Raw genomic sequence first — 20090 nt, 5'->3', positions numbered from 1 at the left:
AAAAAATATAGAAGGGATGAATACAATGATAAATAAAAAACTCATGCTAGGAAATGAAGCAGTAGCTAGAGGCGCTTATGAAGCTGGAGTCACTGTTGCAGTAGCTTATCCTGGTACACCAAGTACAGAAATAACAGAAATCATTGCAGGCTATGAAGAAATTTATGCACAGTGGGGTCCAAACGAAAAAGTAGCAATGGAGGTTGCTATTGGTTCAGCAATTGCAGGAGCAAGAACGCTTGTTTCTATGAAGCATGTTGGGCTAAACGTAGCAGCAGATCCATTGTTTACAGTTTCATATACAGGCATTAACGGCGGTCTTGTTATTATGGTGGCAGATGATCCTGGCATGCATAGTTCACAAAATGAACAAGATAGTCGTTACTATGCTAAGGCGGCGCATATACCTATGTTAGAGCCAGCTGATTCTCAGGAAACAAAAGATTATGTTAAAAAGGCCTTCGAGCTAAGTGAAAAATACGATACACCAGTAATGGTAAGATTGACAACGAGAGTCTCACATTCACAAAGTATAGTTTCGCTTGAAGAGCGAGAAGACATTGCATTAAAGGAATATCAAAAGGACTTTATGAAGAATGTTATGATGCCAGGAATGGCAAGACTAAAGCATATTGTTGTTGAAAAACGCATGAAGGATATAGCAGAGTCAGCAAATACAATGGATATAAATACAATTGAAATGAAGTCCACTAAGATTGGTGTGATCACAAGTGGTGTGCCTTATCAATATGTAAAAGAAAGCTTACCGGAGGCATCAGTATTAAAACTTGGAATTGTTCATCCTTTGCCTATGAAGTTAATTCAAGATTTTGCAAAAAAAGTAGAAGTTTTATATATTATTGAAGAGTTAGAGCCAATCATTGAAGATGAAGTGAAATCATGGGGCATTCCTTGTATTGGTAAGGATATTCTTACGATTCAAGGTGAATATAGTGCTAACTTAATAAGTGAAAAAATTGGTGATCAAGTACTTCATTTAGCAGCTCCAAAGAGTTTACCTCAACGACCACCCGTTATGTGTCCAGGATGTCCTCATAGAGGAATCTATTACATCCTTAATAAACTTAAAAAACATGCATCGGGTGATATCGGATGTTATACATTAGGGGCATTGCCACCTTTACAAGGTATGGATACATGTGTGTGTATGGGTGCAAGCATAAGTATGCTTCATGGAATGGAAAAGGCAAGAGGAAAAGAATTTGTTAAGGACTGGGTTGCAGTAATCGGAGATTCAACCTTTGTTCATTCAGGTGTTACGGGTCTTATAGATATCGTATATAATAAAGGTATTTCTACGGTTATGATATTAGATAATTCTACAACTGGAATGACGGGTCATCAAGATAATCCTTCTACAGGATTAACGCTTAAGGGTGAAGAAACAAGTGTACTCAATCTGGTTGAGCTTACAAAAAGTGTGGGAATTAAACGTATCAGAGTAGTAAATCCATTTAATTTAAAAGAAGTTGAAGCGGCTGTTAAAGAAGAAACTGCTGCCGAAGAGCCTTCTGTTATTATTGCAAGCTCAGCCTGTGAACTTTTAGATAAGAAAAAAATTAGAATCCCATTCCATATTGATGAAGCGGTATGTAAAAAATGCGGTATGTGTATGAAGTTAGGATGTCCAGCAATTCAGAAGAAAAACGGAGTATATCAAATAAACGATGCCATTTGCTGTGGATGTACTTTATGTTCATCCGTATGTAATTTTGGATCAATCTCAAGGGTAGGTGAAAATCATGACAACTAATAATATTCTTGTAGTAGGTGTTGGAGGTCAAGGTACGTTGATAACAAGTAGAATTTTAGGCAACTTAGCAATGTCATTAGGGTATGATGTTAAATTATCTGAAGTACATGGTATGGCTCAAAGAGGTGGTAGTGTCGTTACTCATATTAGATATGGTGAAAAGGTACATTCTCCTTTAGTTGAAGTGGGTCAAGCAGATATTATTGTTTCCTTTGAAAAGCTGGAAGCCCTTAGATGGAAGCACTTCTTAAAAGAGGATGGAATTATGCTGGTGAACACACAAGAGATTGATCCAATGCCAGTTATTATTGGAACAAGTACATATCCAGAAGATATCATAGAACAGCTGGAACAAGAATGTGAAAATGTAATTGCTATTGATGCCTTAAGCAGAGCAAAAGAACTTGGTAATATTAAGGTTGCAAACACTATTTTACTAGGTTTATTAGCTAAGAATATGTCTATTCCTAAGGATAAATGGATAGAAATAATAAAGAGTACAGTACCACAAAAAACGATTGATATTAATATTGCAGCTTTTGAAAATGGTTATGCAATCGTATAAAGGGGGAGCCAAAATGATTTTAAAGCAATTATCTGTTTTAATAGAAAATAAAAAAGGTAGCTTAGCAGAAGTAACAAGCATGTTAAAGGATAAAGACATTAATATTAGAGCTATAGCTGCGTTTGATACACCTGATTATGGTATACTGAGGTTAATCGTAGACGTACCAGAAAGAGCAAAGGATGCCCTTGAAGAATGTGGATATGGAGTCGTTCTTACGGATGTAATTGCTGTGGAGCTAGAGGATGAAAAAGGTGCATTAAATGGAATTCTAACAGTACTTGAAGAAGAAGATCTTCAAATAGAATACATCTATTCCTTTGTGATTAGAAATCATGCGAGCCCACTCATGATATTGAAGGTTAATGACTTAGATCAAGCAATTTCTATTTTAGGGGATAACAAAATTAAAGTAGCAAATAGAAATGATATACACAAGTAAAATAAAAATACGTAAAAGTTATTGATGGGAGGAAAACAATGATTTGGAATGAGCATTTTGAATGTATGAGTAGAGAGCAAATGACCATGTTACAGAGTGAAAGACTTTGCCAAATGGTAGAGAGGATATATTATAACGTACCATTTTACCGAAAAAAAATGCAAGAGTTAGGGATGGAACCTGGTGATATTCGAGGACTTGAAGATTTGCCAAAGCTGCCCTTTACTACGAAGCAAGATTTAAGAGATAATTACCCCTTTGGTCTTTTTGCTACACCAATGGAGGATGTTGTTAGAATACATGCTTCTTCTGGTACTACGGGAAAACCAACAGTTGTTGGGTATACAAGAAGAGATATTTCTATGTGGTCTGAAGTTGTGGCTAGATCATTAAGTGCTGCTGGTGTTGGCAAGAAGGATCGTATTCAAATTGCATATGGATATGGCTTGTTTACTGGGGGATTAGGTGTTCACTACGGAGCTGAAAGAATCGGAGCAACAGTTATTCCTATTTCAGGAGGAAATACAGCTAAACAAATTCAGTTATTGCAAGACTTTGAAAGTACAGCAATTGCTTTAACACCTTCCTATGCACTTTATTTAGCTGAAGCTATGGAAGAAATGGGTGTTAAACCAGAATCTTTGAAACTCAAGGTTGGTATCTTTGGCGCTGAGCCCTGGACAGAAAATATGAGAAAAGAAATTGAAGCAAAGCTGGGTATTAAGGCGATTGATATTTATGGGCTTTCAGAAATCATTGGACCAGGTGTTTCAATTGAGTGTATGGAGCAAAACGGCTTGCATATTTTTGAAGATCATTTTATTCCAGAAACCATTTACAGTGATACTCTTTTAAATACTGCGCAAGGAGAAGAGGGTGAACTTGTTTTCACTACAGTTACTAAAGAAGCTCTTCCAATTTTAAGGTATAGAACCAGAGATTTAACAACCCTTGAATACGATGCTTGCGGATGTGGAAGAACAACAGTAAGAATGAAGAAATGTACAGGTCGTTCTGATGATATGTTAATCATACGTGGCGTAAACATCTTCCCTTCACAAATAGAAAGTGTATTGCTTGATTTAAGTGAAACAAAACCTCACTACTTATTAATAGTTGATAGAATCAACAATCTAGATACCTTAGAGGTTTGGGTTGAAGTAGATGATGTGTTCTTTTCTGATGAAATCAAACAGCTTGAAGCATTGACAAGTAAAATAACGAATGCACTTCAAAGTACTTTAGGTATAGGAGTGAAGGTTCGTTTGGTTGAACCAAAAACGATTGAAAGAAGTGAAGGCAAGGCAAAAAGAGTAATTGATAAACGAAAAATATAAGGAGAATTCATATGATTATTAAGCAATTAACAATATTTATTGAAAACAAATCTGGACGATTAGAAGAAGTAACAAAAGTACTCGGAGAAAACAACATTAATATATCAGCCCTAAGTGTTGCGGATACATCAGAATATGGTTTGCTCAGATTAATCGTAAATGACGGTGAGAAAGCCGTGAAACTGCTAAAAGAAGCGGAGTTTTCAGTTAACTTAACAGATGTCATTTGTTTATCTGTTGCACATAAGCCTGGGGCTCTCCACGATGCAATAGAAATTTTATCCAAGGCGAATATTGGGATTGAGTACATGTATGCCTATGCATTAGAAAGTAAAGCAGCGGTCATTATGAAGGTTTCTGATCCAAAAGAAGCCATCTATGTACTGACGCAGAAGGATATTGAATTATTAAAAGCAGATGATGTATACAAATAAAAAACAAGGAAAGCCCAAATGATAGGGCCGAGGGGAAAAAAATGACCTACAAACTTTTCACCGATTCTTCAGCAGATTTACCATTAGAAGTAATTGAAAAATATAAAATAACTGTCGTACCCTTATCGGTAAGATTTAGTGAAGAAGAATATTTTGACCTAACTCCAAAAGAGTTTTACGATAAGCTTGAATTATCAGAAACATTACCGATCACATCACAAGTAACACCTGAAAGTTTCATGAATGCATTTAAAAAAGAGCTAGACCAAGGGAATAAAATAATTTGTGTTACCATTGGATCCAATGCAAGTGGAACTTTTCAATCAGCAGGTATCGCGAAAGAAGCCTTAGAGACAGAAGATATTACTCTGATTGACTCTAATTCCCTCTGTTTAGGAACAGGAATGATTGTAATTAAGATTGGAAAAATGTTAGAAAAGGGTGAGGTCTTAGAAGCAATTTTAGGTATGGTCAATTTCCATACAAATAATAGAATTGAACATCTTTTTTGTGTAGATACCCTAAAGTATCTAAAAAAGGGTGGGAGAATCAAAGCCTCAAAGGCGGTGATTGCGGAAGTGCTTAATATTAAGCCGGTTTTAGTGGTTGAAGATGCACTTACAGTCCCTTTTGGAAAAGTAAGAGGACGAAACAAAGTGATCTCTTATTACGTTGATCATATTAAAAATACGATTGATTATGAAAAAAGTGATTTGGTTATTGTTGGTCACTCCCAAGATAGACCCTTTGCGGATAAGATGGTTGAAGCCCTTAAAAGAGATGTTGGTTATAATGGAGAAATCATTATCGGAGAAATTGGAGCTATTATAGGAACTCATGCTGGACCAGGAGTGCTAGCTGTCTTCTATGTGAAAAAATAAAATAAATCATCTAACTTGTTCTTAGTGAAGACATAATAAAGACACAGATTAAACATATCATCTTTATAGACATAGTATATAGTTGTTTTATATAGATTATACTATTGACTATGGGTACTTATGGATGATTGTAGGAGACAAGTATGGATAATTATAAAAATGAAAATACATCTATTAATCTCACGTATAAAAAAGATAAAATTCACGAAGAATTGAATAATTATAAATATTCTCCTTTGAGAATTACGCTTATTTATCTGTTTTTTGGTGCAGTCTGGGTTTTATCTTCTGATGTTGTGTTAAGTAAAATAGTCAGTAATCAAGCATTATTGAGCAAAATCAATATTATAAAGGGCTGGTTTTATGTTGCCGTAACAGCTGTTTTAGTATATAGCCTTATTTCAAGGTTAATTATAAGAATTCATAAGCAAGAAAATAAGCTAATAGATAGCTATGAAGAATTATCCGAAACATATAAAGAGCTAGAAGTATCTAAACAAGACCTCCAAGTGCAGTATAAGGTGCTAGTAGAATACAAGGAAAAGCTTTATAAATTGGCATATCAAGATCACTTAACGTTGTTACCAAATCGGAGATTATTCTATCATGACTTATCAAAAAAAATTAATGAGGCTAAGGAAGATGAATGTTTTGTCTTGTTACTCATTGATGTTGATAATTTCAAGTATGTAAATGATATTTACGGTCATGATTATGGAGATAAAACACTACTGAACATATCACAACGGATTCAATGTTTAATCAACGATCATATGAAATTATATCGAATTGGTGGAGATGAATTTGCAATCTACATTGAAGGTAAAGCTGATTTGACTTTTATACATCAATTTGCTAGTAGTATCATTGATGATTTTAAGAAAAATCTACACATATCAACTAAGACAACAGTCTCAATGAGCATTGGGATTTCGATGTTCCCAGAAACCACAAAGGATTTAAATGATTTGGTCAAGTTTGCGGATGTTGCTTTATATAAAGCAAAGGATGCGGGAAAAGGTACCTACTCAATTTTTGAAGCATCCTTAAAACGATATATGGATGAAAAAATTCTGTTTGAGGAAAAATTAAAACTAGCATTGGCTAACGATGAATTTATTTTGCATTTCCAGCCACAGGTAGACTTTAATACAGGCGAAATTAGAGGATTCGAAGCACTTATTAGGTGGGTAAATGAAGACTTGGGATTTGTTCCTCCTAATAGATTTATACCTATTGCAGAAGAAACTAAAATCATAATTGAAATTGGCGAATGGGTTTTGAAAACAGCCATTGAATTTGGTTCGAAACTAAATATGGGTGATAAAAAATATATTATTTCAGTTAATATTTCAGTGGTACAATGGATGCAGGATAATTTCGTTGAAGTAGTTGAAAATGCCTTAAAGGATTATCAGTTTTCCGAAGAGTATCTCGAATTAGAAATAACAGAGTCAATTTTAATACATTCTTTTGATCAAACAATAAGTAAACTGCATAAATTGAGAGAAAAGGGAATAAAGGTTGCACTTGATGACTTTGGGACAGGATATTCTTCCTTAAATTATTTAAAGGAATTGCCAATTTCCACCTTGAAAATCGATAAAACTTTCATAGATGATATTTTAGTTGAAAAATCTAAGAATGAGCATATTTTAAATGCTATTATTACCTTAGGACATCAATTTGGCTTGGAGGTTATTGCTGAAGGAGTAGAAACACAAGAGCAATTGAGTTATTTATACAATAATAAATGTGATACTATTCAAGGATATATATATTCTAAACCGTTAGATCAGCAGAAAATTGATGGTTTTATTTCTTCCTTTGACACTGGGTATGATGGGCATACAAAGTGTATTATAAAAAGAGAAAAGGAAAGTATTCATACTATAAAATAATGTAATGTAATGAAAAAGGTATATCCTTGAGACAGCAAGCTGTAGCGCCAAGGAGATACCTTTTGTTTTCATTATGCATTTATTTCATCTAAATCTTTCAGCCAACAAGCTACAGCAGCATCACTTGGCATTCGCCAATCACCTCTAGGAGATAAGCAAATTGATCCAACCTTAGGACCATCCGGCAAGCAGGAACGTTTAAACTGCTGTGAGAAAAATCGTTTATAAAAGGTTTTTAACCAAGACAAAATAACTTTCTTTGTATATATATCTTCAAATGCTTTTTCGGCAAGAAATAATATTTTTATCGGAGTATATCCATAACGCACCATATTGTATAGAAAGAAATCATGTAATTCATAGGGTCCAATGACTTCTTCGGTTTTTTGTTGAATATTACCATCATGATCAGGAGGTAGTAGTTCAGGGCTAACTGGGGTTAATAATATATCGCTTAATGTGTTTTGTAAACCGTCATCATTGGATTTAGATGCTACCCATTCAACCAAATAACGAACCAATGTTTTAGGAATTGATGCGTTTACGCCGTACATAGACATATGATCTCCATTATAGGTAGCCCAGCCAAGAGCTAATTCAGATAAGTCACCTGTACCGATTACGATAGCGCCTTCTTTGTTGGATAAATCCATAAGAATTTGTGTGCGTTCTCTTGCTTGTACATTTTCATATGTAATGTCATGGACCAAAGGATCATGCCCAATTGCTTCAAAATGTTGCATACATGCTTCCTGAATAGGTATTTCTTTTTTAGTTGCCCCCAGTTTTTCAATAAGCAAAAGAGCATTGGTATACGTTCTGTCTGTAGTTCCAAAACCAGGCATTGTAACACCAATCATATTTTTTTTATCTAACTTCAGCATATCAAAGGTCTTAGCACATACCAAAAGTGCCAAAGTAGAGTCTAAACCACCAGAAACTCCAATCACAACTTTATTACAGCCAATATGGCGTATGCGCTTGGCTAAGGCAGAGGTTTGAATAGAAAATATTTCTTCGCATCGTTCATCTCTTTTGTTTTTATTTTTTGGAACAAAGGGATGAGGATCAATTTTTCGACTTAATTCAAAATCATCAATAGGAATATCAAAGGATAGTTGTCGGTATCCACTATTCATCCAAGTTGAACTTTCCCTATATGTGGTCATTCTTATTCGATCCATAGCTAGTTTATCAAGATCAATATCAGAGGTTATATAATTAGATTTAAGTTGAAAACGCTTGTTTTCTAATAGTTTAGCTCCGTTTTCGTATATAAGACAATGACCACCATAGACAACATCAGTTGTAGATTCTCCAAAGCCAGCAGACGCATAGATATAACCACTTACAGTTCTGGCAGATTGACTTGAGAGAAGTTGCTTTCTATAATCGATTTTGCTGACCAATTCATTGCTTGCTGAAGGATTGGCAATAAGAGTAGCACCATTTAATGTTAGGAATGTACTAGGCGGTATTGGTGTCCATAAATCTTCGCATATTTCAATACCTAACTTGAAATCTACAAGTTCATTATGAGCAAAAATCAAATCTGCTCCTATTGGTACAACTTCTCGATCAATTATAATTTCTTGAACAGATAAATCATTGGCAGAAGCAAACCATCTATGTTCGTAGAATTCATTGTAATTAGGCATGAAGCTTTTTGGCACTAATCCTATAATCTTACCATTGCAAATGAAAGCTGCACAATTATAAAGGCTATTTAATACTTTAACAGGTAAGCCAACAATCATACATATTTTTTTATCAATCGAAAAACTTTTAAGCTCAATTAAAGATTTGAGAGCTTCAGAAATTAATTGTTGTTGAAAGAATAAATCGCCACAGGTGTAGCCGGTTATACATAACTCTGGAAAGACTATTAGAGAGGCCTTATCAGTTAATGCGAGTTTTGTTAAGTGGATAATTTCATTCGTATTGTAGGAACAATATCCAACTTTTATTTCAGGTGAAGCAGCAGCTACACGTATAAAGCCATAATTTGTCATTTGATCACTCCCTAGACAAGCATTCATTTTACATTTATTTTATCACATTACCATCATGCACAGCAATGATTTCACGAACTATTTACACAAATCTATCTATTTATGTTGTAATTCTAAAAATTATTATGTAGAATAAGAAGGGTAATGAAGACAAATATTTAAGTTCAATGTACATCGGATATCATTTTAAAAATATGTTGAAAATTGATGTGATGTATAAACAGAAGGAGCATAATTATGTTAGATAGAAAAATGGGAGTGCAAAAACAAATAGCGTTGGTTGCACATGATAATTGTAAAAAAGATTTAATCGCATGGGTTAAAAAGAATAAGGACGTGCTTTCTTCACATTTTTTATATGGAACAGGTACTACAGGTGCATTAATTGCAAAAGAAACAGGATTGCCGGTTAGAACATTTTTAAGTGGGCCACTAGGTGGTGATCAACAAATAAGTTCTAGAATTATAGAAAATGATATCAACTTTTTGATATTTTTTTGGGATCCACTTGAAGCACAACCTCATGATCCAGATGTAAAGGCACTTCTTAGAATTGCTGTATTATATGATATTCCAATTGCAACAAACCAAGCTAGTGCAGATTTTATGTTTACATCACCATTATTAGATCAAGAATATGATAGATACATAATTGATTATTCACAACGAATCAAAAGAAGTATCAACATATAGAAGTTAAATGAATCATTTCATAAATGCAGGGAATTAAAAAAATAGAGATAAACTGCGTTACTATACTAATGAGAGAGGAAAGGATAAGGAGAGAGATGCGAGGTAACAAAAAAATTGTTTATGCTATTTTTATAGCTGTAATGATCATATGTGGGATTTGTTATTCTTTGTTTGGTTTTAATGACAAGGAAGATGTAAATATTACAGCTGAAGAAGTGCCGCAAGGTGAGCCAGAGATTGAAGAAACCCAGATAAGTAAGGATATTTATATTCAGATGTGTGGTGCAGTTAAAAATCAAGGCGTTTATAAGGTTCCACTAGGAACTAGGATTTTTGAAATTATTGAAATGGCTGGAGGACTTACTCCAGATGTTGCAATTGAAGCAGTAAATCAAGCCCGTGTAGCAAGAGATGGAGAACAGATTTATTTTCCTACGCAAGATGAAGTTATCAAAGGTGATTTTGCTATAGAAGGTTCTACTAAATTAATCAACATTAACAACGCATCAAAAGAGCAGCTTATGACATTGCCAGGTATTGGTGAATCAAAAGCATTGAGTATCATTCAGTATAGAGAATCTGGAAGTGGATTTTCAAGTATTGAAGATATTAAGAAGGTAAGTGGCATTAAGGAAGCAATGTTTGAAAATATAAAAGACTTAATTACGATTTAGAAGGGGTGAAGGAATGGGCAAGAAAATACTTGTAGTTGACGACGAAAAATTAATTATTAAGGGCATTACATTTAGTCTTGAGCAAGATGGCTTTGAAGTAGACAGCGCCTTTGATGGCGAAGAAGCATTGAACCTTGCAAGAGGTAAAGAGTATGATTTAATCGTGCTAGATGTCATGCTACCAAAGATTGATGGATTAAGCGTTTGCCAACAAATAAGAGAGTTTTCAGTAGTTCCCATTATCATGCTCACTGCAAAGGGTGATGATATGGATAAAATATTAGGATTAGAGTACGGCGCAGATGATTATATGACGAAGCCTTTTAATATACTCGAGCTTAAGGCAAGAATAAAAGCAATTTTTAGAAGATCAAAATACGGTGCAGCTGAAGGTGCAGAGGGTAACCCAATCATAATGTCTGGGGATCTTAAGATTAATAGCGAAAGCAGACGAGTTTATGTTAAGGAGCTGGAAGTATCATTAACAGCAAAGGAATTTGATTTACTTGAGTTATTTGTGAACCATTCCAATAAAGTTTACAGTAGAGAAAACCTTTTAAACATTGTATGGGGTTACGATTATCCAGGTGATGTTAGAACGGTTGATGTTCATGTAAGAAGATTAAGGGAAAAAGTTGAACCAAATCCAAGTGAGCCAACCTATATTCATACGAAATGGGGCGTTGGATATTATTATCAACATGTATAAAAAGCTTTTTGGTAGTATACGTTTTAAATCATTTATCATTTTCGTTGTAGTAAGCATTGTACCATTAATCGTACTAAGCAATATGCTAATTTCATCTTTTCGTAGCGATTATGAAAATGAAATGAAGACAAGTATGTTTCGAAAAGCAAATACGATAGCAACGAATCTTGTTGTAACTGGTTACTTTAACGAAAATCGCAATAAGGAATATTTAAGTACTATCAATGCTTTAGTAGATGGTAGAACTTTAATCATTGATGCGACCGGTATGGTTATATTTGACTCTAATGATATTGAGACAGGTAAACTTTATGTTACAAAAGGTATTTTAACGGGTTTAAATGGTGAAGGTAAATATTCTTATTTAAAAAAAGAAAACTTAGGTAAGGTTGTTACACCTATTATGGATACTCAAACAAAAACCGTACTAGGTGTTGTTGTCGTGACCAGTTCTTATGAAAATTTGACAACGTCAATTTCTAGCTTGAAAAATATTGCATTATTGATTGTGTTGGGGTTTGTTATTCTAATTATTATCTTAAGCTATGTAACCTCAGGTTTATTAACCAAACCCTTTAAATTATTTATAAAATACATAAAAGGTGTTACCGAAGGACATATTGATGAAAAGCTAACAGTAAGGGGCAACAATGAGATTGAAGAGATATCTATATCCTTTAATCATATGATCCATAGATTTTTAGAAGTTGAAGAAAATAGACAGCAGTTTGTTGCAAATGTATCACATGAACTTAAGACACCCCTTAGTTCTATGAAGGTTCTTGCTGAATCAATCCTTTCAAGAGAGGATGTTTCTAAGGAAATTTATCGTGAATTCTTAGAGGATATCAATTCTGAAGTGGACAGAGAAAGCAAAATAATCAATGATTTGTTAACTTTAGTTACACTTGATAAGAAGGATAACCAGCTTAACGTTTCAAAGGTTAATGTAAATGAATTAGTCGAAGCTACCTTAAAGCGATTAAAGCCTATTGCAGGTAAGCGGAATATTCAAATGATATTTGAAAGCTATCGTTCTATAGTAGCAGAAATTGACGAAACAAAAATGGCTTTAGCAATTACCAATTTAGTAGAAAATGCGATTAAATATAATAAAGACTTTGGTTTAATTACAACTTCACTTAATGCTGACCATAAAGAATTTGAACTTGTTGTTAAAGACACGGGAATAGGAATTCCTGAAGATAGCATTGAGAAAATTTTTGAAAGATTTTATCGGATTGATAAAAATAGGGCAAGAGATACTGGTGGTACTGGACTTGGATTATCAATCGTTAGCAAAACAGTATTAATGCATTATGGAACAATTAGATGTGAAAGTGAAGTAGAAAAGGGAACTAAGTTTATAGTGAAGATACCATTAAAGCACATAATTTAAAGTTAAATGAATGTTCATAAAATTGAAATATTATTTCTATATAATATTAAGTATAGTAAGGAGGTGCTTGCATGAAGAAAATTATTTTTATAATTTTTGTATGTTTGATTGGTATAGGAATTGTTGCAAGTCAATCAAATAATAAAGAAAATAATGAAAGCTCGTATACTGTTTATTTAGCAAATTCTAATATGAATGGTCTTGTTCCTGTTAAGGTTTCACTTGAGGATAAAACAGTTAACACTAAAATAACAAATGTAATCGAAATACTCAGAGAGGGTACGAGTGGTACGAACGCCACAATTCCTAAAAGTGTAGAAATTCTGAACTTTAAGATGGAAAAAAACAAGGTGGTATTAAGCTTTAATGAAAGCTACACAGCAATGAGTTCGATTGAAGAAATTATATGCAGATCTTCATTGGTTAAATCTCTAGCAATGCTTGAAGAAATCGAAACGGTCGAATTTTATATTGGTAGTGTACCATATCAAAATTCCTCGGGTATGGTTCTTGGAGCAATGAAGGAAAGTGATGTAGTGCTTGACTTCTTTGAAGAGGATGCTTCAGAACAAAATGTAAAGACCGTTACATTATACTTTTCAGATGATGAGGGAATGTATTTGGTTCCTGTTGAATATGAAATCAAACTGAATGCAGAAGAACAAATTGAAAAGGTTGTTCTTGACTTGCTAATCAAAGGTCCAGCGGATAACAATCTAAGAAGAACCATTCCGGAAGGTACGAAAGTTAAAAATGTATACACAAATGAAGGCGTTTGTTATGTCGATTTTAGTGAAGAATTTGTAAGTAAGCATACGGGTGGTTCAACTGGTGAAACCATGACGATCTATTCTGTTGTAAATACTTTGACAGAGCTTAATAAAATAACAAAGGTACAATTTTTGATAGAAGGTACTGTCAGAGAGGAATACAAAGGTCATATTGACTTTAACGTATTGTTTCAAACCAACCTAGATTTAATAAAAAAATAAAATTCATAGTCTGAACTGGGGGAGAGAGGACTTGATGAAAAGACCAGCAATCGTAATATTTATATGTTTTGCTGCTGGTAGCTTAATGCGAATTTATTTTGATTGGTTTTACGTTGTGATGTTATTATTTGCTATCATTGTTTGTGTATGCCTTATGACAAAGGTACAGCAGTGGAAATTCCTAGCTATATTTTCAATGATATGTTTAGTAGGATATTTTAACAGTGGAAGAGTAAATTGCCTGATACAAAAAATAGATAAGAGCATTGACTACAACAAACCTATTGAAGCTACAGCGGAAATTAAAGAAATTGAGTTTGAAAGTAATAAAATGATTTGTAAGCTTAGCAAAATATCTCAAGGCAACTACAAAGTTAACACGGGGATTAAAGTAATAATATACGGTAAAAATATTGAACCTTATAAAGTTGGAGACAGGATTCAAGTAATGGGTAATATGCAATCCTTTTTACAGAAAACCAATCCAGGAGCGTTTGATGCAAGGCAGTATTATTATGCAGATAAGATATATTTTACTGTTTACGCTTCAAACATTAAGTTATTAAATCGTGGTAAGTATGATGCAGACAGGATATTGAATAACTTTAGAGTTAGACTTGAAAGCCAAGTAAATAAATTGTTTCCTAGTAACGAAGCGAGTATTATGAATACGATGCTTCTAGGTTCAAAGGGTATACTAAATGATTCAACTAAAGAGCTATACCAGGTAGCAGGCATTTCACATCTTTTAGCCATTTCAGGGCTCCATGTATCAATCATTGGCATGGGATTATTCCAATTATTAAAAAATTTTATAAAGAGTCAAAGAACATGTGGGATTATTTGTATTGTCATACTTTGGTTATATTGCGTCTTAACTGGAGGAAGTACTTCTACTTTAAGAGCTACTATTATGCTTACGTTAATGTTATTAACTATTTTTTTTAACGAAAGTTATGAAGCTGTTTCGGCATTATTTATTGCAGGTACAATGATTGTAGTTGTTAATCCGTACCAATTGTTGGATGTTGGTTTTTTGCTATCTTTCGCTGCTGTTTATGGAATCTTGTCTTTAACTCCGATATTAAATACCCGATATAATTCAAACAATAATATGCTTATAAATATGCTCTTTGTTACACTAGGGGCAAGTTTATTTACTTATCCAATATTAGCATGGTTTTTTTATAAACTATCTATTTATTCAATTATTGTGAATCTATTCATAGTTCCTGTTTCTACGATTCTAATTGCCTTTGGAATTTTGGCAATATTAGTATCGTTTATATGGTTGCCTGCTGGAGAAATCGTTGGAGGGATTGTTTATTTTGCCCTTAAATATATTGAAATGTGCTGTGAAGGGGTTATGAAACTACCACTAAATACATTAACAATTGGAAAACCAAGTATTTTAATGATTTTTTACTACTATGTATTTGTTTGTGTAAGGCAGAAAAAAGTCATGGTAGTTATTGTTCTCCTATGCACTATTTTTATTGGAACGACGAGCTTAAACCAAATTGGTCGACTAAAAGCAACTTTTTTAGATGTTGGACAAGGAGATTCAGCTGTTATTCAGTATAGTAGTAAGGTATTTATTGTTGATGGAGGAGGGAAATTAAGCATATCAAAAAATTCTACTACTAATAATACGGGTATTTATGTCCTTATACCATATTTGGAATCAGAAGGGATAAACCATATTGATGGAATTTTTATTAGCCATAGCGATTTTGATCATATTTATGGTATAATTGAGGTTATTAAAGAGATTAAAACAGATTTTATCGTTTTACCAAAGCCCTATGAACAAGAACAAGATGATTTAACTAAGACATTGCTTACTTGTGCTAATGACAAGGGAATAGAGGTTTATTACTTTAGTGAAGGTTATAAATATAAACATAAAGGTTTTCATATTGAATGTATTTATCCAAAGATTTCGGAAGCAAATTACAAGAATAACAATGAAAAATCACTTGTATTGAACGTTAGATATAAGGATTTTAACGTCTTATTTACGGGTGATATTGAAGAACCTCAAGAAGACATAATACAATCTCATGAGGGAGTTGAAGCAGATATCATAAAGGTACCACATCATGGATCGGAAACCTCCTCAACGCATGGCTTTCTTGAGCGTGTAGACCCTACTGTTGCAATATTTAGCTATGGAAAGCATAATATCTATGGACACCCTGCAGTTGAGGTCGTTAAGCGCTATAAACTACTAGGTATTGATGAGTATCATATCTCAAATGAAGGTGCAGTCATTATTACAACAAAGGGAGAAACCTACTTAGTGGAAACATATTTTACTAAAAGGAAGGTTAAGTATATATGCAACAATTGAAAAAACAAATTAAGGAAAAACAAATTCAAGGTATCTATTTATTTTATGGTGAAGAACATTATATTTTGAATGCTTATTTAGATAAGGCTGTTGATTCAGTTATGATAGATTCAGACAGGGTTATGAATTTGGATGTTTTTGAAGCGCAAGGCAATCAAATTGATAAAATGATTGATGCAATGGATACGTTACCATTTTTAGGTGAAAAAAGAGTAGTTGTTATGAAAAGTCTTGAACTCTTTCAAGCCAAAAATGCTTCAAAAACAGAAAAGTTAATTGAAGCACTTAGCACATTGCCAAGTACAACAGTACTCTTTATTGTTGAAAATGAAGTAGACAAAAGAACGAAATTATTTAAAAAAATAAATAGTCTAGGTCGAACGATAGAATTCAACAGATTATCTGAAGATGATTTGGTTCAGTATATTGCTGACCAACTAAACAAACACAATAAAAAAATAGAAAAAGTTGTTGCTAAACATTTTATCCATACGGTTGGATTTGATCTAGCCACAATTCATAACGAATTAGATAAATTAGTTGCCTACAATAAAGAGTCCGATATTGTCTCAAAACAAACAATTGATGAAATATGTACAAAGAGCGTTGAAAATAGAATATTTGATCTTGTAGATTGTATGGGAGGAAGTAGAAGACAACACGCTCTCAAGCTCTATAACGATTTAGTCGTACTAAGAGAACCTCCAACTAGAGTTTTATTTATGTTAACTAGACAATTTAGATTGATTTTGCAGACAAAGCTCATGTTAGAGAAGGGAGCACAACGTCAAGAAATGGCTTCTAAACTAAAATTACCACCCTTTGTACTTGATAAAAATATGAAGCAAGCAAAAAACTTTTCGATTGTTCAACTAAAAGAGGCGCTAAAACAATGTTTGGATGCAGAAGTTCAGATGAAGACAGGAAAAATGGACATTACTCTTGGTATTGAGTTGCTGATTATAAAATATAGTGCATAAAACGAGTGGAATTGGTACTAATGTAAATTTGATAGCCTATTTGAAGACAATAGAATAAGATCATAATTACAAAAGCCACTATTGTAGGTTATCTGCAATCGTGGCTTTTGTAATTAAATAGCCACACCCTAAGGTATGGCTTATTGATTATTCCATGCTATTTACTAATTTTGTTAAACGAGCTACTTTTCTAGAAGCTGTGTTCTTGTGAAAAATGCCTTTAGCTTTTGCTTTATCTATTTCAGAAATTGCAACGAGTAATTGAGCTGCAGCTGCAACTTTATCACTTGTGTTAACAGCACCAATAACTTTCTTAGTTTCAGTCTTAACTTTTGATTTAATTACTTTGTTTCTAAGAGTTTTAGTCTCTGTTACTAGTATTCTTTTCTTTGCTGACTTAATATTAGCCAATCGATTCACCTCCGTACTTTACTATTTTCGTAGAACGAAAATATATTCCTGTTAATTATTTCGAACTATCAAACGCACCCTCTTATTTTAAATGAAATGTATTAATAAGTCAATAAGTTTTTTAAATATAATATTTCAACCGTAAATGAGAATACTATTTTATAGATTATAAAGTGAGGTGAACTTATATGGAAGAAGAGAAAATGAGTATCAGAACCGACTTGGCGCTTGAGGCAAGAGAGATTGCTGGAGATATTAAAACAGAGTTGAAAGGTATTAAGGTCATTACTGAAAAGCTTGATGAATTGAATATGCATATTACCAAGGTTCAAGTGTTAGATGAGGATGGCGAGAAACAAATCCATAAGCCTATTGGTAATTATATTACAATAGAATGTGAAGGTATTAAAAGAAATTCAACAGATGAAAAGAAAGATATTGTTGAAGCAGTTGCAAATGAGTTGAAGAAGATAGTTGATTTGAGAAATAAGACAATTCTAGTAATTGGTTTAGGGAACCAAAGAGTCACTCCTGACTCGTTAGGACCTAAGGTTGTTGCTAACTTAATTGTAACTAGACATCTATTTCAAGAATTTGAAGGTATGAATGACGATGTGATTCAGTCAGTAAGTGCAATTGCACCAGGAGTTATGGGACAAACGGGTATGGAAACTGTTGAAATCGTAAAGGGCGTAGTAGATACAATTAAACCTGACATTGTTATTGCTGTTGATGCCCTTGCATCTAGGCGGACAAATCGTGTGAATACAACTATACAGATTGCAGATACAGGAGTCCACCCAGGTTCAGGTGTCGGAAATAGAAGAAAAGGTTTAACACAGAAGACCTTAGGGGTACCAGTTATTGCGATAGGTGTTCCCACTGTAGTTGATGCAGCTACCATTGTAAATGATACGATGGAGGAACTTATCAATCAAGTTAAGAGTTCAAATGGCTCAGGTCAGATCATAGATGCGATGTTTCAAATGACGGATGTTGAAAAGTACAAGTTAATTAAGGAGATTTTGTATCCCTACGTGGGTAATCTGTTTGTAACACCAAAAGAAATAGATGAAGTTATAGAAAGAATAAGTGATATTGTTGCTATGGCGCTCAATAGAACCTTACATCCTGATATGGAATATGAAGAAATAAGAAGTTGGTTATCATAAAAAATTGTTTGCCTAATATATTAATAAGAGTAATAATACTCTAGACAAAGGCAAGGAATTTATATGGAAAAATCGCATATTTACAGAAATGGAAAAAAGGTCTTGAATTTTTATTTAACCATTGTAATTGTTGTCACAGTATTGCTGGCTAGGCAGTTAGTAATTAGTTTCGAGGGCAAGAATATAGCTTATGTTTTTGAAGATACCTTCAAAAAGATACCCATTGAGTTATTTGTAAAGTCCACCTTTTCAATTAGTCCAAATTTAGAATATTTATGTGGGACCTATATTGATGAGACTACAAAAGAAATGAATAAATTTACACTTTTTACGAATCATTATCTTCCCATACTATCGTATATGGTCAACACTCAAATAATTTCGAGTGATTCCATGGTCGAAATATACCCCTATCTGGACGAACACAAAGGTGAATATGCTGAAGATGAAAAATTTACATTAGATGATTTACATGATACGGAATCTGTACAAGCAATGTCTTATACATTAGAACAGTTAGCTGATTTTAATTTTATGTTGAACAAAATGTATACCGTTGATGCAAATATAAGCGCTGAGAAAAATCTTTTTGATGTAAAATATTTTATGCAGTCGGATCAATCCATTAATTTGAAAGAGGACGGCCCTAAAGTGTTAATATACCATACTCACTCTCAAGAGGCGTTTATAGATAGTAAGCCTGGAGTTAAGAGCGACACGATTGTTGGTGTAGGCGATGAGTTGACTAGAATACTTGAGGAAGAATATGGAATTAAAGTTATACATTTAAACGGCGAATATGATGTTATTGATGGGAAACTAGACAGAAGTCAAGCATATGAAAAAATAGAACCAGCACTAAAAGATGCCATCAAAAAAAACCCTTCTATTGAAGTTTTAATCGATGTTCATAGAGATGGTATACCTGATAATGTTAAGCTAGTAACTGAAGTAAATGGTAAGCCAACTGCTAAAATAATGTTTTTTAATGGGCTAAGTAGAATTATGAAGGACGGAAAAATGACTGGCTTAGCTTCAATGCCAAATAAATATGTAAAGGAAAACATGGCTTTTAGCTTCCAAATGCATTTGCAAGCAAACGCTATTTATCCTGGATTAACGCGCAAGATATATTTGAAAGGTTATAGATACAATCTTCATCTTATGCCTAAGAGTCTACTTGTAGAGATCGGAGCACAGACAAATACGGTTGCGGAAGCTAAAAATGCCATGGAGCCGTTAGCAGAGATATTGTATCAGGTAGTGCAATAGTTATAGTTGAAGTTGGTGCTCATACTGTCGACAAAAGCATTTTTTCTGATAGGTGTGTACTCATTATTGGCAGTAAGTGTTCATTTTTC

Annotated in this window: 18 protein-coding genes; 16 read left to right on the top strand and 2 right to left on the bottom strand. The window is 33.5% G+C overall.

Annotated elements, in window-relative coordinates; all coding sequences use genetic code 11:
- The first annotated feature begins 25 nt into the window (after window positions 1–25).
- The 7 genes from iorA (at window position 26) to CVU84_00480 (ending at window position 7334) form a co-directional block, all read left to right on the top strand.
- Window positions 26–1774, top strand: a complete 1749-nt coding sequence (gene iorA, locus CVU84_00510) for an indolepyruvate ferredoxin oxidoreductase subunit alpha (protein PKM96230.1) — start codon at window positions 26–28, stop codon at window positions 1772–1774.
- On the top strand, window positions 1764–2339 hold the full coding sequence (locus CVU84_00505; protein ID PKM96229.1) for an indolepyruvate oxidoreductase subunit beta: 576 nt from the start codon (window positions 1764–1766) through the stop codon (window positions 2337–2339). Before iorA ends, CVU84_00505 begins: the two co-directional genes overlap by 11 nt.
- A 16-nt stretch (window positions 2340–2355) precedes the next feature.
- Window positions 2356–2781 (top strand): amino acid-binding protein, encoded by a 426-nt coding sequence (locus tag CVU84_00500; GenBank protein PKM96498.1) that lies wholly within the window; start codon window positions 2356–2358, stop codon window positions 2779–2781.
- Window positions 2782–2819: 38 nt separating this feature from the next.
- On the top strand, window positions 2820–4118 hold the full coding sequence (locus CVU84_00495) for a phenylacetate--CoA ligase (GenBank protein PKM96228.1): 1299 nt from the start codon (window positions 2820–2822) through the stop codon (window positions 4116–4118).
- 11 nt (window positions 4119–4129) lie between these two features.
- Entirely contained in the window at window positions 4130–4552 is a 423-nt protein-coding gene (locus CVU84_00490; protein ID PKM96227.1) for an acetolactate synthase, read from the top strand.
- Window positions 4553–4593: 41 nt separating this feature from the next.
- Entirely contained in the window at window positions 4594–5433 is an 840-nt protein-coding gene (locus tag CVU84_00485) for a DegV family protein (GenBank protein PKM96226.1), read from the top strand.
- Between the two features lie 143 nt (window positions 5434–5576).
- Window positions 5577–7334, top strand: a complete 1758-nt coding sequence (locus CVU84_00480) for a diguanylate cyclase (GenBank protein ID PKM96225.1) — start codon at window positions 5577–5579, stop codon at window positions 7332–7334.
- 71 nt (window positions 7335–7405) lie between these two features.
- On the opposite strand, the gene CVU84_00475 is transcribed toward CVU84_00480, so the two are convergent.
- On the bottom strand, window positions 7406–9346 hold the full coding sequence (locus tag CVU84_00475) for an NAD(+) synthase (protein ID PKM96224.1): 1941 nt from the start codon (window positions 9344–9346) through the stop codon (window positions 7406–7408).
- A 237-nt stretch (window positions 9347–9583) separates the two neighbouring features.
- On the opposite strand from CVU84_00475, the gene CVU84_00470 reads away from it, so the two are divergent.
- From CVU84_00470 to CVU84_00440, 7 genes are all read left to right on the top strand, one after another.
- Entirely contained in the window at window positions 9584–10039 is a 456-nt protein-coding gene (locus CVU84_00470; GenBank protein PKM96223.1) for a methylglyoxal synthase, read from the top strand.
- A 23-nt stretch (window positions 10040–10062) separates the two neighbouring features.
- Window positions 10063–10713 (top strand): hypothetical protein, encoded by a 651-nt coding sequence (locus tag CVU84_00465; protein ID PKM96222.1) that lies wholly within the window; start codon window positions 10063–10065, stop codon window positions 10711–10713.
- Window positions 10714–10726: 13 nt separating this feature from the next.
- Window positions 10727–11422 (top strand): DNA-binding response regulator, encoded by a 696-nt coding sequence (locus CVU84_00460; GenBank protein PKM96221.1) that lies wholly within the window; start codon window positions 10727–10729, stop codon window positions 11420–11422.
- Window positions 11415–12821 (top strand): hypothetical protein, encoded by a 1407-nt coding sequence (locus tag CVU84_00455; GenBank protein PKM96220.1) that lies wholly within the window; start codon window positions 11415–11417, stop codon window positions 12819–12821. The genes CVU84_00460 and CVU84_00455 overlap by 8 nt, the downstream gene beginning before the upstream one ends.
- 71 nt (window positions 12822–12892) lie before the next feature.
- Entirely contained in the window at window positions 12893–13813 is a 921-nt protein-coding gene (locus tag CVU84_00450; GenBank protein ID PKM96219.1) for a hypothetical protein, read from the top strand.
- Between the two features lie 34 nt (window positions 13814–13847).
- Window positions 13848–16166, top strand: a complete 2319-nt coding sequence (locus CVU84_00445; protein ID PKM96218.1) for a DNA internalization-related competence protein ComEC/Rec2 — start codon at window positions 13848–13850, stop codon at window positions 16164–16166.
- Window positions 16154–17146: a DNA polymerase III subunit delta gene (locus CVU84_00440; protein ID PKM96217.1), complete on the top strand. Its 993-nt coding sequence runs from the start codon at window positions 16154–16156 to the stop codon at window positions 17144–17146. Before CVU84_00445 ends, CVU84_00440 begins: the two co-directional genes overlap by 13 nt.
- A gap of 147 nt (window positions 17147–17293) precedes the next feature.
- Here CVU84_00440 and CVU84_00435 read toward each other — a convergent pair whose 3' ends face one another.
- Window positions 17294–17557 carry a 30S ribosomal protein S20 gene (locus CVU84_00435; protein PKM96216.1) on the bottom strand — a complete coding sequence of 88 codons (264 nt, stop codon included), beginning with the start codon at window positions 17555–17557 and terminating at the stop codon, window positions 17294–17296.
- Between the two features lie 188 nt (window positions 17558–17745).
- Between CVU84_00435 and CVU84_00430 the strand changes: the two genes are divergently transcribed.
- On the top strand, window positions 17746–18729 hold the full coding sequence (locus CVU84_00430; GenBank protein ID PKM96215.1) for a GPR endopeptidase: 984 nt from the start codon (window positions 17746–17748) through the stop codon (window positions 18727–18729).
- 309 nt (window positions 18730–19038) lie between these two features.
- Window positions 19039–20001 carry a stage II sporulation protein P gene (locus tag CVU84_00425; protein ID PKM96497.1) on the top strand — a complete coding sequence of 321 codons (963 nt, stop codon included), beginning with the start codon at window positions 19039–19041 and terminating at the stop codon, window positions 19999–20001.
- The last annotated feature ends 89 nt before the right edge of the window (window positions 20002–20090 follow it).

It is taken from the genome of Firmicutes bacterium HGW-Firmicutes-1, assembly GCA_002841625.1.
Classification (GTDB): Bacteria; Bacillota; Clostridia; order Lachnospirales; family Vallitaleaceae; genus HGW-1.
Note: the sequence above shows the minus strand (reverse complement) of the source record. Positions and strands in the feature narration are given on the sequence as shown.

Excerpts from the sequence above, each read along its gene's own strand:
- iorA (PKM96230.1), top strand. The coding sequence starts at position 26 with ATGATAAATAAAAAACTCATGCTAGGAAATGAAGCAGTAGCTAGAGGC.
- CVU84_00505 (PKM96229.1), top strand. The coding sequence starts at position 1,764 with ATGACAACTAATAATATTCTTGTAGTAGGTGTTGGAGGTCAAGGTACG.
- CVU84_00495 (PKM96228.1), top strand. The coding sequence starts at position 2,820 with ATGATTTGGAATGAGCATTTTGAATGTATGAGTAGAGAGCAAATGACC.
- CVU84_00490 (PKM96227.1), top strand. The coding sequence starts at position 4,130 with ATGATTATTAAGCAATTAACAATATTTATTGAAAACAAATCTGGACGA.
- CVU84_00485 (PKM96226.1), top strand. The coding sequence starts at position 4,594 with ATGACCTACAAACTTTTCACCGATTCTTCAGCAGATTTACCATTAGAA.
- CVU84_00480 (PKM96225.1), top strand. The coding sequence starts at position 5,577 with ATGGATAATTATAAAAATGAAAATACATCTATTAATCTCACGTATAAA.
- CVU84_00475 (PKM96224.1), bottom strand. The coding sequence starts at position 9,346 with ATGACAAATTATGGCTTTATACGTGTAGCTGCTGCTTCACCTGAAATA.
- CVU84_00470 (PKM96223.1), top strand. The coding sequence starts at position 9,584 with ATGTTAGATAGAAAAATGGGAGTGCAAAAACAAATAGCGTTGGTTGCA.
- CVU84_00465 (PKM96222.1), top strand. The coding sequence starts at position 10,063 with ATGCAGGGAATTAAAAAAATAGAGATAAACTGCGTTACTATACTAATG.
- CVU84_00460 (PKM96221.1), top strand. The coding sequence starts at position 10,727 with ATGGGCAAGAAAATACTTGTAGTTGACGACGAAAAATTAATTATTAAG.
- CVU84_00455 (PKM96220.1), top strand. The coding sequence starts at position 11,415 with ATGTATAAAAAGCTTTTTGGTAGTATACGTTTTAAATCATTTATCATT.
- CVU84_00450 (PKM96219.1), top strand. The coding sequence starts at position 12,893 with ATGAAGAAAATTATTTTTATAATTTTTGTATGTTTGATTGGTATAGGA.
- CVU84_00445 (PKM96218.1), top strand. The coding sequence starts at position 13,848 with ATGAAAAGACCAGCAATCGTAATATTTATATGTTTTGCTGCTGGTAGC.
- CVU84_00440 (PKM96217.1), top strand. The coding sequence starts at position 16,154 with ATGCAACAATTGAAAAAACAAATTAAGGAAAAACAAATTCAAGGTATC.
- CVU84_00430 (PKM96215.1), top strand. The coding sequence starts at position 17,746 with ATGGAAGAAGAGAAAATGAGTATCAGAACCGACTTGGCGCTTGAGGCA.
- CVU84_00425 (PKM96497.1), top strand. The coding sequence starts at position 19,039 with ATGAATAAATTTACACTTTTTACGAATCATTATCTTCCCATACTATCG.